Raw genomic sequence first — 16,545 nt, 5'->3', positions numbered from 1 at the left:
ATGGGTACGACTTCCGAGGGCGTCTGGGCGCTGGCCGCACGGCGGCTGCGCGGCGACCGCGTCGGCATGACCGCGATCGCGGTGGTGCTGCTGTATGCGCTGCTGGTGCTGGCGGCCGTCACCGGCCTGGCCGGCGCGCACTGGCAGCAGGAGCGCGGCGTGTCCTACGCGCCGCCGACGCTGCTGGGCCCGGCGCCGCAGGCGCTGCCGATGCCGGGGCTGCCGGCGCCTGCGGCCAGCGCGCCGCTGCTCGACCTCTCCAGCGTCGATCCGCTGGCGCCACGCTACCGCGAGTGGGACGAGGCCACCGCGCGCCAGTCGGTCGAGACCACCCAGCTGGCCGAGACGCTGCCGCTGGGCGGCGACCGGCTCGGCCGCAGCGTGCTCGACAAGGCGATCAAGGGCTCGCAGATCTCGATCCTGGTCGGCGTGCTGGCCGCGGTGGTCGCCGCGGCGATCGGCACGGTGCTGGGCGCGCTGGCCGGCTTCCTGGGCGGGCGCGTCGGCGATCTGCTCGAGTGGGTCTACAACGTCTTCACGTCCATTCCCGGCATCCTGCTGATCTTCGCCTTCGCGGCGGTGGCCGGGCGCGGCGTGACCAGCGTGGTGCTGATCCTCGGGCTGACCGGCTGGACCGGCATCTACCGGCTGGTGCGCGCCGAGTTCATGAAGCACGCTGCGCGCGACTATGTGCGCGCCGCCGAGGCGATCGGCGCCAGCCCCGGGCAGCGCATGTTCCGCCACATCCTGCCCAACGTCAGCCATGTGGTGCTGGTGCAGCTCTCGATCCATGTCGTGGGCTTCATCAAGTACGAGGTCATCCTGTCCTACCTGGGCCTGGGCGTGAGCGTCGACCAGGTGAGCTGGGGCACGATGCTGGCCGAGGCGCAGAGCGAGCTGATCCTGGGCTACTGGTGGCAGATCGCCACCGCGACCACCTTCATGGCGGTGTTCGTCACCGCCTTCTCGCTGATGACCGACGCGCTGCGCGACGCGCTCGATCCGAAGCTGCGCGGGCTGGAGGGCTGACGCGATGGACCTGCCGATCCCGAACATCGCCCTGCCCGCCGGCCTGCTGCCCCCGGACGCACCGCTGCTGCGCATAGAGGACCTGCGGGTGCGCTTCCGCCTCGGCCGGGAAAGCGGCCAGGGCCGCCAGCCGCGCTGGGGCCGCGCGGTCGGCGGCGAGGCGCCCGGCAGCGGCGTCCATCTCGACATCCCGGCCGAGACCACCGTCGCGCTGGTCGGCGAGTCCGGCTCGGGCAAGAGCGTGACGGCGATGTCGATCCTGAACCTGCTGCCCGACAACGCCGAGCGCAGCGGGCGCATCCTCTGGGACGGCCGCGACCTGCTCGGTGCGACGCCGGCCGAGCTGCGGGCCCTGCGCGGCCGCCAGATCGCCTGCGTGTTCCAGGACCCGATGGGCTCGCTGAACCCGGTCTTCACCATCGGCGAGCAGATCGTCGAGCCGCTGCGCCTGCACCTGGGCCTGGGCCGGGGCGCGGCGCTTGTGCGGGCGGAGGAGCTGCTCGCCGAGGTCGGCCTGCCCGAGCCGCGCCGGCGCCTGTCGGCCTATCCGCACGAGCTGTCGGGCGGCCAGCAGCAGCGGGTGATGATCGCCATCGCGCTGGCCTGCGAGCCGCGCCTGCTGATCGCCGACGAGCCGACCACCGCGCTCGACGTGACCATCCAGCGCCAGATCCTGGAGCTGCTCGAGCGGGTGCAGCGCGAGCGGCGCATGAGCCTGCTGTTCATCAGCCACGACCTCGGCGTGGTCGGCGAGATCGCCGACCGGGTGGTGGTGATGCGCCACGGCCAGGTGCGCGAGCAGGGCCCGGTCGAGGCGATCTTCACCGCGCCGCAGGACGCCTACACCCGCGCGCTGCTGGCCTGCCGGCCGGCGCTCGACAGCGACGCGCCGCGGCTGGCGGTCATCGACGACCACATCGCCGGCCGCGCGCCCGCGCCGGCCCGCCGCCCGCGCCTCGAATCGGCCGACGACGCGCCGGTGCTGATCGAGGCCCGCGGCCTGGGCAAGACCTTCAGCTTCCGCGAGGGCCTGTTCCGGCGCCGCGAGTTCCAGGCGGTGCAGGAGGTGAGCTTCCGCCTGCGGCGCGGGCGCACGCTGGGCGTGGTCGGCGAATCGGGTTCGGGCAAGACGACGATGGGCCTGACGCTGCTGCGCCTGCACGAGGCCACGGCCGGGCAGGTGCTGTTCGACGGCGAGGACCTGTTCACGCTGCAGGGCCCGGCGCGGCAGGCGCTGCGCCGGCGCATCCAGATCGTGTTCCAGAACCCGTACGCGTCGCTGAACCCGCGCTTCACCATCGGCCAGACCCTGCTGGAGCCGATGCGGATCCACGCCCTCGGCGCCGACGACCGCGAGCGCGAGGGCCGCGCGCTGGCCCTGCTCGAACGCGTCGGGCTGGACGGCACGGCGTTCGGCAAGTACCCGCACGAGTTCTCCGGCGGCCAGCGCCAGCGCATCGCCATCGCGCGGGCGCTGACGCTCTCGCCCGAGGTGCTGGTGCTCGACGAGGCGGTCTCGGCGCTGGACGTCTCGGTGCAGGCCCAGGTGCTCAATCTGCTGAAGGACCTGCAGGACGAGCTGGGCCTGGCCTATGTCTTCATCAGCCACGACCTGGCCGTCGTGCGCTTCATGGCCGACGAGCTGCTGGTGATGAAGGACGGCCGCGTCGTCGAGCAGGGCGAGACGCGCGCGCTGCTGGCCGCGCCGCGTCAGGACTACACGCGGCGGCTGCTGGCCGCCGTGCCGCGCGGCCTGGCGGGACGCGCCGAACGCACCGGACCCATGAACTGAGCGGTTTCCCGCATCGACTTTTCTGGGTCCGGTTGGCCGCATTCATCCGCCGATGCGGACCGGCCCCGCCTTGCGACCATTGGCCGTCCGCCATCTCGCAAGGATCTTTCCATGAAACCCCGCTGGACCGACTGGCTTGCCGCCGCTGCCCTGGCCCTGGCCCTGAGCGCCGGGGCCGCCGTCTCGCCACCGGACGATGCGCCGGTGCTCGCCCGCGCCCGCTGATGCCCTGCTGACGCCCTGCGGAAACCTGTCGGAAACATCGCAAGCGCAAGCAGTCGCAAGAATGCGTGAACTTCTGCCGCACAGCGCGGTCACCGTTGCAACCTGACGCAGCAGACCATCGCGTCCGGGCGTACGCTGCGCTGGCGATTAAGGCTTCAAACGGAGTCCGACATGAAGTTCCGCTGGTCCGAATGGCTCACCGCAGCCGCCCTCATCTTCGCCTTCAGCGCCTTTGCCGGTGCCGACATCGCCCATGATGCCGCGCCCGAGCCCACCGTCTCGCAGGCACCTGCGCCTGCGCTGCCTGCGCGCTGAAGGTCCGCGTCCGAGCAACTCCTCCTCAGAGAAGCCTTGGGGACTGGGTCCAGTCCCAGGGAGGCGGGCGATCCGGGCCTGAGAGAGCGAGCACCCGGTTTCCCCGTCCCGCCTCCCTTCTTTTTTGGGCATGCCCCGCGCCACCGGCATCGATGCCGGCGCCCGAAGAACACCCCTCCCCCTGACCGCCGTTTCAGCCGACCGTCCGGCAGGCGCTGCGGTATTCTCGCGGCCACTTCCGCGCCCGGCCTGCGCCGCGCCGGCCCTCCCTCCCCTGCCGCTGACCGCGACCCATGAGCATGAGCACCCGCGCCGCCATCGCCGCCTCGATCGCCTACGACACCATCATGGTGTTCGAGGGCCAGTTCACCGACCACATCCTTCCGGACCAGATCCACAAGATCAACCTGTCCTTCCTGTCGCCGCGCATGCGCCGCGAGTACGGCGGCTGTGCCGGCAACATCGCCTACAACTACGCGCTGCTCGGCGGCGAGGCGGTGCCGATGGGCATGGTCGGCGACGACTTCGCCCCCTACCGCGAGCACTACCAGCGCTGCGGCATCGACCAGCGCGCGATCCGCGTCGCCGCCGACAGCTACACCGCGCAGTGCTTCATCGTCACCGACCTGTCGAACAACCAGCTCGCCGGCTTCCACCCCGGCGCGATGGGCCGCTCGGCCGAGATCGCGCTGGCCGAGGCCGGCGAGGTCGCGGTCGGCCTGGTCGGCCCGGACGCGCCCGACGCGATGCAGCAGCACAGCCGCGAGATGGCCGAGGCCGGACTGCCCTTCATCCTCGACCCCGGCCAGAACATCGTGCTGTTCAGCGGCGAGCAGCTGCTGGAGATGATCGACCGCGCGCCGGTGCTGGTCTGCAACGACTACGAGGCCGAGCTGATCTGCGACAAGACCGGCCTGACGCTGGCGCAGCTGGCCGCGCGGGTCGACACGCTGATCGTCACCCGCGGCGCCGAGGGCTCGATCGTCTGGCAAAAGGGTACCGAGCAGACCATCGCGCCGGTGCCGGCCACTGCCGTCAAGGATCCGACCGGCTGCGGCGACGCCTACCGCGCCGGCCTGCTGCTGGCGATGGCCACCGGACGCTCGCTGCTCGACGGCGCGCGCCTGGGCAGCGTGCTGGGCTCGATCAAGATCGCGGTGCAGGGCTGTCAGAATCACCGTCCGACGCGCGAGGAGATCCGCGCGCAGTTCGAGCAGCATTACGGCGCCTGGCCGTTCTGAGGTCGGCCGCTGCCGCGCGGGGACCGCAGCAGCCCGGCGCCCTGATCCCGCGATCCAGGAGACGCCGATGAGTGAGCCTTTCGCTGCGCCCCCCGCCGATGTGCTGGTGGTCGGCAGCCTGAACATGGACCTGCGCATCCGCACGCCGCGCCTGCCCGCGCCCGGCGAGACGCTGACCGGCAGCGGCTTCGACACCGACGGCGGCGGCAAGGGCGCCAACCAGGCGGTGGCGGCCGCTCGCCAGGGCGCCCGGGTGGCGATGCTCGGCGCGGTCGGGCAGGACGCCCACGGCGCGGCGCTGCTCGCGGCACTGCAGGCCGACGGCATCGACACCCATGCGGTCGAGCACATCGCGGGCACGCCCAGCGGCACCGCCGCCATCCTGCTCATGCCCGACGGCGAGAACAGCATCGTCGTCATTCCCGGTGCCAACCACGCGCTGACGCCGGAGCGGGTGCGTGCGCAGGCCGATCGGCTGCGCCAGGCCCGCGTGGTGGTCGCGCAGCTCGAATGCCCGCTCGACGCGGTGGCCGAGGCGCTGGCGATCGCACGCGAGGCCGGTGCGGTCACGGTGCTCAACGCCGCGCCGGTGCAGCCGCTGGGCGATGCACTGCTCGGCCAGCTCGACTGGCTGGTGGTCAACGAGATCGAGGCCGCGGCGCTGGCCGGCATGCCCGTGCCCGGCCCGGCCGAGGCGCGCGCGGTGGCCGAGCAGCTGCGCCGGCGCGGCCCGCGCCAGGTGCTGGTGACGCTTGGCGCCGAGGGCCTGGTGCTGGCCGGCCCCGAGGGCACGCTGGCGCTGCCGGCGCCACGGGTGCAGGCGGTCGACACCACCGGCGCCGGCGACACGGTGGTCGGCGCGCTGGCGGCTGCGCTGGCCGCCGGCCGGCCGCTGCGCGAGGCGCTGACCCGCGCCCAGGCCGCGGCCGCGCTGGCCGTCACCCGGCTCGGCACCCAGTCGGCGATGCCGACGGCCGCCGAGGTCGATCACCTCGTCGCCGACCTGCACCTTCAGGGAGACACCCCGTGAACCGCACCCGCATCCTCTTCGACACCGATCCGGGCATCGACGACGCGATGGCGCTGGCGATGCTGGCGCTCGATCCGCGCGCCGAGCTGGTCGGCATCACCACCGTCTTCGGCAATGTGCCGATCGAGCTGACCACCCGCAATGCGCTGGCGCTGCGCGAGCACTTCGGCATCGACCATGTCCCGGTGGCGCGCGGCGCGGCGCGGCCGCTGGTGAAGCCGGCCGGCGACTTCGCCGACTTCGTGCATGGCGCCAACGGCCTGGGCAACGTCGAGCTGCCCGAGCCGAGTGGCGCGCTCGATCCGCGCCCGGCCGCGCAGTTCATCGTCGAGATGGCGCGCCGGCATTCGGGCGAGCTGGTGCTGGTGCCGGTCGGGCCGCTGACCAATCTGGCGCTGGCGCTGCAGCTCGACCCGGATCTGCCCCGCCATGTGCGCGAGGTGGTGCTGATGGGCGGCGCCTTCGGCACGCACGGACACGGCGGCAACATGTCGCCGGTGGCCGAGGCCAACATCTTCAACGACCCGCATGCGGCCGACCTCGTCGCCACCGCGCCGTGGCCGGTGACCTTCGTCGGCCTGGACGTGACACACGAGGTGGTGATGACGACCGGCTACCTCGACGAGCTGGGCGCACGCGGCGGCCCGCACGGCACCTTCCTGCGCGACATCACCCGCTTCTACGAGGCCTTCTACGAGTTCCGCACCGGCGGCGGCATCTGCTGCCATGACGCCACCGCGGTGGCCTGCGCGCTCGACGTCTCGGCCTTCACCCGCCGACCCGGCGCGGTGCGGGTGGTGACCGAGGGGCTGGCGGCCGGCCAGACCATCCAGTCGGTGCGCGGCAGCCGCTTCCCCGCCACCGACTGGGACGCGCGACCCGAGCAGCAGGTCTGCACCGGCGTCGACGTCGCGCGGGTGCTGGCCGACTTCCGCCGGCTCTTTCCCGGCTGAGGCATGAAAAATGTCCGCTGTCAAGTCTTTCGTGCTGGCATGCAGCGGAACGAAAGTTCTTATGGGTCAACAGGTTAGGCCAGATTCCGGCCGTTTCTTGCTCTTGCTGTTGGCGCCGACCGGAAATTGAGCCCATTTTTCGGGTAATGCCGAAGTAAAAGTGAGCCAAGTGTTCAACCTACTCTGCTGCTTTTTTAAGCGGCGGGGTTCGAGGAGTTATCACCATGGACATGATTGGCAAGATCCGACGGCAGCACGCCGGGACGCTCGTTACGTATTCACGACGACGGCATTCGCCACAGGGATTTTCTGGGCGACAGCAGTGTAAAGATCAACGTCCGTCTGCTGCGTCTGAATGGACACTACAAGGCTATACCGTGCTGGCAGGCCATAGCGTTCCAGCGCAGGCCGCGTCCGCCACCACCCTGCCGAAGGATAGACAGCGATGAAGCCACGGCTGGCCAATTCAGCTGCCGTGCCTTTCCAGACATCCTGGTGCAGCGAACCACGATGTCGTTGCCGTTCACCCAGTAGCCAGTTGGGATCAGAGGGATTCACCGGATCGTCCTCGTCCTCGCGCTGGGCCGCAGCATTCACCCGTGCTACAAAGTTCTCAGTAGACGCATCAAGCGGACGCTGCACATCGAATCGCAGACGATGCGAAGGGTAGTGATACTTCGATGTAGCGCCACGCGCCGACGGATTGGGTTCAATGAAATAGGAGAGCGTGACACGCATCTCGACAGGCGTGTCCTGCAACGCCTCCAGTTCATCCTTCGGCCACGGCAAGGAATGCAGATTCATGTCGCGCGTCACAATGCCCTTGCCCTGAACCTTCGCATAGGGGTGCACCTGGTCTTCAACCAGCAAGGTCAGCGAGTCCCCCGCACTCCAGAGCGCCCGACTCAAATCAGGAGCACCCCATCCGCAGTGACGAATCAGGTGAACATAGTTATCCTTATTTGGCACTGCGGGCAAGAACATCCCGCGCATTGTCTCGCTCCATTGCGCCGAATGCACCAACAACGCACGCACGGTCTCCGGTCGGAGGTGCGGATAGGCCGCCATGATCTGCGCAGCCATCCCCGCACACAATGCCGACGCTGCGCTGGTGGCATTGCTGGTGGTGAACAAACGATTCAGCGGCTGGTTGTGGGTCGTCAGCAAGCTCAGGCTGACCATGCCAACCGCGCCAAGATCATCCTTGGCCGCATTGCCACCTTCCAGCACCACTTCGGGTTTCAACGGCCATGCTCGATCCCACGTTCTGGTTGTCGTTGTGAAGGGGCTGAGGCCACCGGCTTCAGCGACCGAATTCAAGGACGCATGCCCTTCTGTGTCGATCTTGTCAGTGCAAGCGCCCACCGTGATCGCGTTCCATGCCTGGCCGGGGTCATGCACAAGATTGGTGGAAAGGCTATCGGGATACCCTGCCCACGCATTGGGATCGCGCGTGTTGCCAGCGGACAGCACGAACAGGCGCGGACTTTCGCTAGCCCCATCGGTATCCGCTGCAAGGCTATCGACAGCAGCAGACCATGACGACGGACGGCCACGATCACGATAGTCCGAAGCTGTCACAGCCGACGTAAACACGCGCTGCCGGTTCGGGGCGGAGATTTCAGGGCGCGCGACGCCTTCGGTAAAAAGATAAGCATGGTGCCGCGCATCGCCTTCGTTGGCGCCTTCTGCAGGCACCAGCTTGACCGACTCCAGCCGATGCGGGACGCTGATCGGGTCAGCAGAGGACAAGGCATCCGTAAGATCGCCATAGGCCGCCAAGCCGGCCAAGCCCGTACCGTGATCCACTTCGTCATCCACGCCCCATGCCGGTTCTACCGTATGCAGGTCTCCGGCATCCATCAGGGGGGCCAGCAGCGGATGAGCGCGCGTCACGCCGGAGTCTAGTAGGCAAACTCGGGGGGCCGCATCGTCAGGTGGCGGCAATTGGGCACGTCGCAGCAAATCGTCTGCCCATTCGCGTTGCTCACCCACCCCCATGCCATCGAAGAATTCGGCAGTTTCCTTGGCATATCGAAGCTCGGCAACGCAGTTCAGCGTCATCACCGATCGTGAAAGCTGTTGCTGCGATCCGTGCATCAGCAGCACCGTGCGCTCGGGAAAGTTGACCTGTTTGTCGCTGACGACACATTCCGCCAAGCGAGCGAGCTTTTTGAAGTCTTCCACGACGACCTGCCGTTGCCCTTGACCTCGAACAGGTAGCCATACCTCCCACCAAAAGGCAACTGTCAAATCAGCAGGCAAGAGGGCGGGGTCGTCAGTCCACAAGGCTCGGACTTCTGCTGCTCGAATGGACTCGATGGCATCCAGCAGTTTCCGGTGGTCACGCGCCTGACCGCGGCTGTCCTTCTTCTCCGCCAGGTAATCGGAGACGTACCTCTCAAAATGCGCGAGGCCCCCATCAGGGACAAAGACATTAGCGAAAGTCCGATTGCCCTCGTGGCGCACACTGAGAAGCTCGATTTTCTTCGTCTCGTTCGCCAAGCTCTCGAACGCAAGTTCGACATCCGGGTGGCTGGTGAACTGGATTTGCAAACCCAGCCCGCTTTCCAGTTGTAGGTCTCGTTGGGCCTGCGCAGCTTGTGTTGCTGCGGGCTTCAAGTTGTCAATCTGACCGCTAAGGGACGCACCGTGCTGCTGCCGGGGTAGCGCCGGTACATCGCGCGTCGATCTGCCTCCAGCAGAGTGCGCTTTAAATTCGACAGCTTGTGATGTGTCTCGAAGAATTAAATGCGGACGTTTAGCTTGTTGTTGATCCGGCATGGTTCGGCACGACCTTCTTGGTGTTCATTCTGAAGCCAAATTTGCGGCGCTCATCGAAAGCGCGTGCCAGCACATCTGCCTTCACGCGCTCCTCGTCGTGCATTACCGCCTCCTTGATGGATTCATCCACAGCGCGTTTGATCTCTGCGTAACTCAAGCCTTCCGCCTTGGCCGTGATGGCCTTGAGCGGAAAAGGCTTGGGCGCAAACTTACCCAACCGAGACTGGAGCAGCTTGGCGGCCTGCGGCGTGGTCGGAAGCCGATACTCGATCACATCGTCGAATCGACGAAAAAGCGCGTAATCAAGAATATCCACATGGTTGGTCGCCGCGACGATCAAGCTATGGGATTGGTCGCTCTCGATCATTTGCAGGAAGCTGTTCAGTACCCTCCGAATCTCGCCCACATCGTTGGCCAGTCCTCTCTGCGAACCAATGGCATCGAATTCGTCGAAAAAGTAAACGCCGCGCACTTCATTGATAGCATCGAAGATTTGACGCAACTTGGCGGCAGTCTCCCCCATGAACTTGGTAATCAGGGCATCCAGTCGAACAGCAAACAGCGGGATGCCCAGTTCACCTGCCAGCACAGAGGCGGTCATCGTCTTACCAGTGCCTGGCGGTCCGACCAGCAGCAGTTTGCGTCTCGGCGACAGGCCATGCTCGCGGATGCGCGAATGGTGTTTCTGCTCTTTCATTATGCGGCCAAGCTGTTCAGCCATTTCCGCATCGAGCACCATATCTGCCAGACGATTCTTCGGATAGGAAACCGTTAACAGGTTAGCCAGCTCGCCGCGCGGACGAGCCAGCGGCACCAGTTTGCCCTCGGAGTTATCCGGCGAGACACGGGCTTTCGCCGCGTCGATCATGTCACGCAGTTCTTCGGCGAGCTTGCCGTGGCCCACCTTCGCTTCACGGGCCGCGACCTGCATGGCGACGGAGTAGAAGTGTCGGTCATCCCGCTCAATATGGGATTTCACCAACGCCTTGAGTTGTTCGGCATTAGCCATAGTGGCCTCCCACAATCGCTGTAAGGTTGGTCGATGTTCCCAGCGATGCCAGCGCAGACTGCATCAACTGATCGGCGAGGTGCTCGTCGATCGCACCCAGTTCCATTTGATCGGCAGCCAGCACGAACAGCAGGCCGACAGGCACATGCAACGCCTCTGCAATCTTGGTGACCGTCGAAAGTGTCGGGTCGCGCTTATTGTTCTCAAGCAACGACAGGTAGGATACGGAGCAATTGGCTCTGTTCGCAATGGCGCTTTGAGAGGCGCCCCGTTGCGTTCGGCACAGTCGAATGGCTTGTCCAACATTCATGGCGCTTGCTTTCTCACGGGCTGCGACGAGCCTAGATACAGCTAAATTTTACCACCAGTGAACCCTGTCGACGAGACTTCGCCCCTGATCACCGCGTTGGCAACGCCTCGGGCCGCCAGTCTTGAGCCACCACGACACAAGCCAACTCAACGATCTGCGGCCCGTGCAGCCCCAGCAAAGGCTTGCGCAGTAGGCCGACGGCGGAACGCTGGGGCACCCGGTTACCGCTGGAGTTTCACTCCCCGATCTCGCCGTCGAGCCCCCTACGACTGCGGTGCGCGATGGTGAGCACGAAGCGCCTTGTAGGTCCGCTGGAACGTTGCTCCGTACGTATTCACCCACCCCTCCGTGCGCCCCAGGAGCCTCGTAGGGGCCAGCGGAGGGGAAGCCAGGTCAGGTTTCGGAAAGCAACCGCATATGTTGGACTCGCCTAAGTTATTGATAAACCTGCCGTATCGGGCTCCGGCGTAGTCCAACGAAGTTCGGTGCTGGAGTCATGGTGAAATGAAAAAAGCCCGGCCGGGGCCGGGCTTCGTCAGGCCGGAAGCCGAGGCTTCCGGTCAGGCGGGAATCACGGCTTCTCGCCGGTCGGGAAGGGCCAGGCGGCCTTCGGGTTCAGCGTCGTCTTGGCGGTCGTCGACGGCGCGGCGGCGGTTGCGCTCTTCTTCGCGGCCTTCTTCGCCGGCTCGGCCTTCTTCAGCGCGGGCTTCGGCGTGGCCTTCTTGGCGGCTGCCTTCTTGGCAGCCGGCTTGGCTTCCTCGACGACCGGCACCGGAGCGGGAGCCGGTGCCGGCTCGGCGGCGACGGCCGGAGCCGCAGCCTTCTTCGGCGCCGCCTTCTTCGCGGCAGCCTTCTTGGCCGCCGGCTTGGCTTCCTCGACGACCGGCGCCGGAGCGGGGGCCGGAGCCGGTGCCGGCTCGGCGGCGACGGCCGGGGCCGCAGCCTTCTTCGGCGCCGCCTTCTTCGCGGCAGCCTTCTTGGCAGCCGGCTTGGCCTCCTCGACCACCGGGGCCGGCGCAGGCGTCGGGGCCGGCTCGGCCACGGCCGGAGCGGCTGCCTTCTTCAGCGCCGGCTTCGGCGTGGCCTTCTTGGCCGCAGCCTTCTTGGCGGCCGGCTTGGCCTCCTCGACCACCGGAGCCGGTGCAGGCGCCGGGGCAGGTGCTGCGGCGACCGTCTCGACGACGGCCGGGGCGGCCGCCTTCTTCGTGGTCTTGCGGGCCGGCTTCTCGGCCGGAGCGGCGGCCGGGGTTGCCGCGACAGCCTCCGGGGCCGCAGCCGTCTTCTTCGTTGCCATCACAGTTCTCCTAGATGAGATTGACATTGCGCACCCGGCCGGTCGCAGGCAGAGGAGCCGGGGGTGATCCTCGGTCCGCGCAGCTGTTCAGCACAGGCGCCCGGGGCCGTGAATGGGAAGGTCTCGAGACGCAGGCGACGGACGGCAGCAGCACGGCAGGGCTCAGTCCCAGGACAGGGCGCCGCCCGACTGATACTCGATCACGCGGGTCTCGAAGAAGTTGCGCTCCTTCTTCAGGTCGATCATCTCGCTCATCCACGGGAAGGGGTTTTCCTCGTTCGGGAAGAGCTCGTCGAGACCGATCTGGGTCGCGCGGCGGTTGGCGATGAAGCGCAGGTAGCCCTTGAACATCGACGCGTTCAGGCCCAGCACGCCGCGCGGCATGGTGTCCTCGGCGTAGCGGTATTCGAGGTCGACCGCCTTCAGGAACAGCGCCTTGATCTCGTCGCGGAAATCGGCCGTCCACAGGTGCGGGTTCTCGAGCTTGATCGCGTTGATCAGGTCGATGCCGAAGTTGCAGTGCATCGACTCGTCGCGCAGGATGTACTGGTACTGCTCGGCGGCACCGGTCATCTTGTTCTGGCGGCCCAAGGCGAGGATCTGCGTGAAGCCGACGTAGAAGAACAGGCCTTCCATCAGGCAGGCGAAGACGATCAGCGACTTCAGCAGCGTGCGATCCGCCTCGGGCGTGCCGGTGACGAAGTTCGGATCCATGATCGCGTCGATGAACGGGATCAGGAACTCGTCCTTGTCGCGGATCGAGGCCACCTCGTGGTAGGCGTTGAAGATCTCGCTCTCGTCCAGGCCCAGCGACTCGACGATGTACTGGTAGGCGTGCGTGTGGATCGCCTCCTCGAAGGCCTGGCGCAGCAGGAACTGGCGGCACTCCGGGGCAGTGATGTGGCGGTAGGTGCCCAGCACGATGTTGTTGGCCGCCAGCGAGTCGGCGGTCACGAAGAAGCCGAGGTTGCGCTTGATGATGCGGCGCTCGTCGTCGCTCAGGCCGTTCGGGTCCTTCCAGAGCGCGATGTCGCGGCTCATGTTCACTTCCTGCGGCATCCAGTGGTTGGCGCAGGTGGCCAGGTACTTGTCCCAGGCCCACTTGTACTTGAACGGCACCAGCTGGTTGACGTCGGTCTGGCCGTTGATGATGCGCTTGTCGGCGATGTTGACGCGGCGCTGGCTGGCGCCTTCGTCGGCGGTGACGGTCGCTGCCGAGCCGGCGCCGTCAAGATTCGACGCGTTCGTGTTCGGGGGGGTGAGCGTGGAGAGAGGGGTGTCGTCCCAGTCCAGCATGTCTGACATGTCTGACTTCCTAGTGGGGGTGAATTATCGGAACCTTGCCCGCAAACACCAAGCATTTCTTCGGCGAAATACGAGGTGCGCGGACCGGTTTCACCACGGGGTCATATGCCGTGGCGGCGGGGGCGTCGCTGCGGCGCGCATGAGGCGCCGGCGACGCCTGGCGATCACTGGCAGGCTTCGCAGCCGGGGTCGTCGATGGCGCAGAACTTGACGTCGGTGGCCGGCGTCGAGGCGCCGGCTGCCGCGGCCATCTGCGCCTGCGCGGCGGCAGCGGCCTTCTCCATCGCGCTCTGGCCGGTGCTGCTGCCGCCGGCGCTGACCGCGTTGAGCTGGCCGGCGCGGCCGGTCGACTTCTCGGCGTGCGTGGCGCCCATCGTGCGCAGGTAGTAGGTGGTCTTCAGGCCGCGGATCCAGGCGAGCTTGTAGGTCTCGTCGAGCTTCTTGCCCGAGGCGCCGGCCATGTAGATGTTCAGGCTCTGCGCCTGGTCGATCCACTTCTGGCGACGCGAGGCGGCCTCGACCAGCCAGCGCGGCTCGACCTCGAAGGCGGTCGCGTAGAGCTGCTTGAGCTCCTCGGGCACGCGGTCGATGCGGCGCAGCGAGCCGTCGAAATGCTTCAGGTCCATGACCATGATGTCATCCCACAGGCCGAGCTTCTTCAGGTCGCGCACCAGGTACTCGTTGACCACGGTGAACTCGCCCGACAGGTTGGACTTGACCGAGAGGTTGCCGAAGCACGGCTCGATCGAGGCGTCCACGCCGATGATGTTCGAGATGGTCGCGGTCGGCGCGATGGCCACGCAGTTGGAGTTGCGCATGCCGTTGTCGCGGATGCGCAGGCGCAGCGCCTCCCAGTCCAGCGTCGAGGAGGTGTCAGCCTCGACGTAGCCGCCGCGGGCCTCGGCCAGCAGCTTGAGCGAGTCCAGCGGCAGGATGCCCTTCGACCACAGCGAGCCGTCGTAGCTCGCGTAGCGGCCACGCTCGGCGGCCAGCTCGGTCGAGGCCCAGTAGGCGTGGTAGCAGATCGCCTCCATCGAGCGGTCGGCGAACTCGACCGCCGCCTGCGAGGCGTAGGGCACGCGTAGCTGGTAGAGCGCGTCCTGGAAGCCCATCAGGCCCAGGCCGACCGGGCGGTGCTTCAGGTTCGAGTTGCGGGCCTTGGCGACGGCGTAGTAGTTGATGTCGATGACGTTGTCGAGCATGCGCATCGCCACCGACACCGTCTTCTTCAGCTTGGCCTGGTCGAGCACCTTGGCGCCGTCCGCGCCGGTCGTCAGGTGGTGCGCCAGGTTGACCGAGCCGAGGTTGCAGACCGCGATCTCCTGGGCATTGGTGTTCAGCGTGATCTCGGTGCAGAGGTTGCTCGAGTGCACCACGCCGACATGCTGCTGCGGCGAGCGCAGGTTGCAGGCGTCCTTGAACGTGATCCACGGGTGGCCCGTCTCGAACAGCATCGTCAGCATCTTGCGCCACAGGTCGACCGCGCGCACCCGCTTGAAGAGCTTGATCTCGCCGGAGCGGGTCTTCTCCTCGTAGGCGGTGTAGGCGCGCTCGAAGGCGGTGCCGAACAGGTCATGCAGGTCCGGGCAGGTCGACGGGCTGAACAGCGTCCACTCGCCGCCCTCCATCACGCGCTTCATGAACAGGTCCGGAATCCAGTTCGCGGTGTTCATGTCGTGGGTGCGGCGGCGGTCGTCGCCGGTGTTCTTGCGCAGCTCCAGGAACTCCTCGATGTCGAGGTGCCAGGTCTCCAGGTAGGCGCAGACCGCGCCCTTGCGCTTGCCGCCCTGGTTGACCGCAACGGCCGTGTCGTTGACCACCTTCAGGAAGGGCACGACGCCCTGCGACTCGCCGTTGGTGCCCTTGATGTGGCTGCCCAGCGCGCGCACCGGCGTCCAGTCGTTGCCCAGGCCGCCGGCGAACTTGCTCAGCAGCGCGTTGTCCTTGATCGCCTCGTAGATGCCGTCCAGGTCGTCGGGCACGGTCGTCAGGTAGCAGCTCGAGAGCTGCGAGCGGCGGGTGCCGGCGTTGAACAGCGTCGGCGTCGACGACATGAAGTCGAAGCTCGAGAGCACCTCGTAGAACTCGATCGTGCGCGCCTCGCGGTCGACCTCGTTCAGCGCCAGACCCATGGCCACGCGCATGAAGAAGGCCTGCGGCAGCTCGATGCGGGCCTTGCGCACATGCAGGAAGTAGCGGTCGTACAGCGTCTGCAGGCCGAGGTAGTCGAAGTTCATGTCGCGCTCGGGCCGCAGCGCGGCGCCCAGACGCGACAGGTCGAACTGCAGCAGGCGCTCGTCGAGCAGCTCGGCCTCGACGCCGCGGCGCACGAACTCGGGGAAGTACAGCGGATAGCGCAGGCTCATCTCGGCCTGGGTCACGTCGTCGCCCAGCACCTCGCGGCGGATGGTGTGCATCAGCAGGCGGGCGGTGACGCGGGTGTAGCCCGGATCCTTCTCGATCAGCGTGCGCGCGGCCAGGATCGCGGCCTTGTAGACCTCCTCGACCGGCACACCGTCGTACAGGTTGCGGCGCGTCTCGGCCAGCACCGGCGCGGCGGTGACCTCCTCGCCCAGGCCGGCGCAGGCCGACTCGACCAGCGCCTGCAGGCCGCCCTTGTCCAGCGGCTTGCGCTGGCCATGGTCCTGCACGACCACATCGGCCGGCGCCTGCGCCGGCGCGCGGCCCTGGCTCAGGCGCTCCTGCGAGCGGCGCTCGCGGTACAGCACGTAGGCACGCGCCACGTCATGGTGGCTGCCGCGCATCAGGCCCAGCTCGACCTGGTCCTGCACATCCTCGATGTGGAAGGTGCCGCCGCTCGGACGCGAGCGCAGCAGCGCGCGCACCACCGACTCGGTCAGCACGTCGACCGTCTCGCGCACGCTGGCCGAGGCCGCGCCCTGCGCGCCGCGCACCGCCAGGAAGGCCTTCATCAGCGCCACCGCGATCTTGTGCGGCTCGAACGCGACCACCGCGCCGTTGCGGCGGATGATCTGGTAGCCGGCGTAGGCGGAAGGCGACGGCGCGGTCGGGGCGGTCGAGGTCGGATCGATGGAGCTGAAGTCGGTTGTCTGCATGGACATGGAGTCTTCCTGTGTTCGTTCCCTGAGGACGTCAGGCGGTCGTCGTCGGCAATGCGCCGCCCCGGTCGGCCTGCGGGTGGCGGGCCGTCCTGGACGGTGAAATGGGGAGTGGTCTGGGCGTTGCGGTGCTGGACGCGCGGCCATTCTGCGGAGAGCCCGCAGCCGCGACGGACGC

12 protein-coding genes are annotated in these 16,545 nt (G+C 67.3%); 6 read left to right on the top strand and 6 right to left on the bottom strand.

The window, feature by feature from the left end; genetic code table 11:
* The 6 genes from NFT33_RS05565 to NFT33_RS05540 all read left to right on the top strand — a co-directional run bounded on the left by NFT33_RS05565 (window position 1) and on the right by NFT33_RS05540 (window position 6,585).
* Window positions 1-1,029, top strand: coding sequence for an ABC transporter permease (locus NFT33_RS05565; RefSeq protein WP_251673769.1), 1,029 nt, complete (start codon window positions 1-3; stop codon window positions 1,027-1,029).
* A gap of 4 nt (window positions 1,030-1,033) precedes the next feature.
* Complete coding sequence (locus tag NFT33_RS05560; protein ID WP_251673767.1) at window positions 1,034-2,821, top strand: ABC transporter ATP-binding protein; 1,788 nt, start codon at window positions 1,034-1,036, stop codon at window positions 2,819-2,821.
* A gap of 396 nt (window positions 2,822-3,217) precedes the next feature.
* The gene (locus NFT33_RS05555; RefSeq protein ID WP_220784685.1) at window positions 3,218-3,361 is read left to right on the top strand and encodes a hypothetical protein; all 144 of its coding nucleotides are present in this window, start codon (window positions 3,218-3,220) and stop codon (window positions 3,359-3,361) included.
* Between the two features lie 293 nt (window positions 3,362-3,654).
* Window positions 3,655-4,602, top strand: a complete 948-nt coding sequence (locus tag NFT33_RS05550; RefSeq protein WP_309296116.1) for a carbohydrate kinase family protein — start codon at window positions 3,655-3,657, stop codon at window positions 4,600-4,602.
* A 67-nt stretch (window positions 4,603-4,669) separates the two neighbouring features.
* Window positions 4,670-5,632 (top strand): ribokinase, encoded by a 963-nt coding sequence (gene rbsK / locus NFT33_RS05545; RefSeq protein WP_251673765.1) that lies wholly within the window; start codon window positions 4,670-4,672, stop codon window positions 5,630-5,632.
* Window positions 5,629-6,585 carry a nucleoside hydrolase gene (locus NFT33_RS05540; RefSeq protein ID WP_251673763.1) on the top strand — a complete coding sequence of 319 codons (957 nt, stop codon included), beginning with the start codon at window positions 5,629-5,631 and terminating at the stop codon, window positions 6,583-6,585. Before rbsK ends, NFT33_RS05540 begins: the two co-directional genes overlap by 4 nt.
* Before the next feature lie 270 nt (window positions 6,586-6,855).
* Here NFT33_RS05540 and NFT33_RS05535 read toward each other — a convergent pair whose 3' ends face one another.
* From NFT33_RS05535 to NFT33_RS05510, 6 genes are all read right to left on the bottom strand, one after another.
* Window positions 6,856-9,369 carry a S8 family peptidase gene (locus NFT33_RS05535; RefSeq protein ID WP_251673761.1) on the bottom strand — a complete coding sequence of 838 codons (2,514 nt, stop codon included), beginning with the start codon at window positions 9,367-9,369 and terminating at the stop codon, window positions 6,856-6,858.
* Complete coding sequence (locus NFT33_RS05530) at window positions 9,347-10,378, bottom strand: AAA family ATPase (RefSeq protein ID WP_251673759.1); 1,032 nt, start codon at window positions 10,376-10,378, stop codon at window positions 9,347-9,349. Before NFT33_RS05530 ends, NFT33_RS05535 begins: the two co-directional genes overlap by 23 nt.
* Window positions 10,371-10,688: a helix-turn-helix domain-containing protein gene (locus NFT33_RS05525; protein ID WP_251673757.1), complete on the bottom strand. Its 318-nt coding sequence runs from the start codon at window positions 10,686-10,688 to the stop codon at window positions 10,371-10,373. Before NFT33_RS05525 ends, NFT33_RS05530 begins: the two co-directional genes overlap by 8 nt.
* Window positions 10,689-11,259: 571 nt before the next feature.
* Window positions 11,260-11,982, bottom strand: a complete 723-nt coding sequence (locus NFT33_RS05520) for a histone H1 (RefSeq protein ID WP_251673755.1) — start codon at window positions 11,980-11,982, stop codon at window positions 11,260-11,262.
* Window positions 11,983-12,144: 162 nt separating this feature from the next.
* Complete coding sequence (locus NFT33_RS05515; protein WP_251674084.1) at window positions 12,145-13,278, bottom strand: ribonucleotide-diphosphate reductase subunit beta; 1,134 nt, start codon at window positions 13,276-13,278, stop codon at window positions 12,145-12,147.
* 173 nt (window positions 13,279-13,451) lie between these two features.
* Window positions 13,452-16,364, bottom strand: coding sequence for a ribonucleoside-diphosphate reductase subunit alpha (locus NFT33_RS05510; RefSeq protein WP_376744131.1), 2,913 nt, complete (start codon window positions 16,362-16,364; stop codon window positions 13,452-13,454).
* Between the last annotated feature and the right edge of the window lie 181 nt (window positions 16,365-16,545).

It is taken from the genome of Sphaerotilus sp. FB-3 (genome assembly GCF_023706025.1).
Lineage (GTDB): Bacteria > Pseudomonadota > Gammaproteobacteria > Burkholderiales > Burkholderiaceae_C > Sphaerotilus > Sphaerotilus sulfidivorans.
The sequence above is the reverse complement of the archived record's forward strand: the minus strand, read 5'-3'. Positions and strand labels throughout refer to the sequence as shown.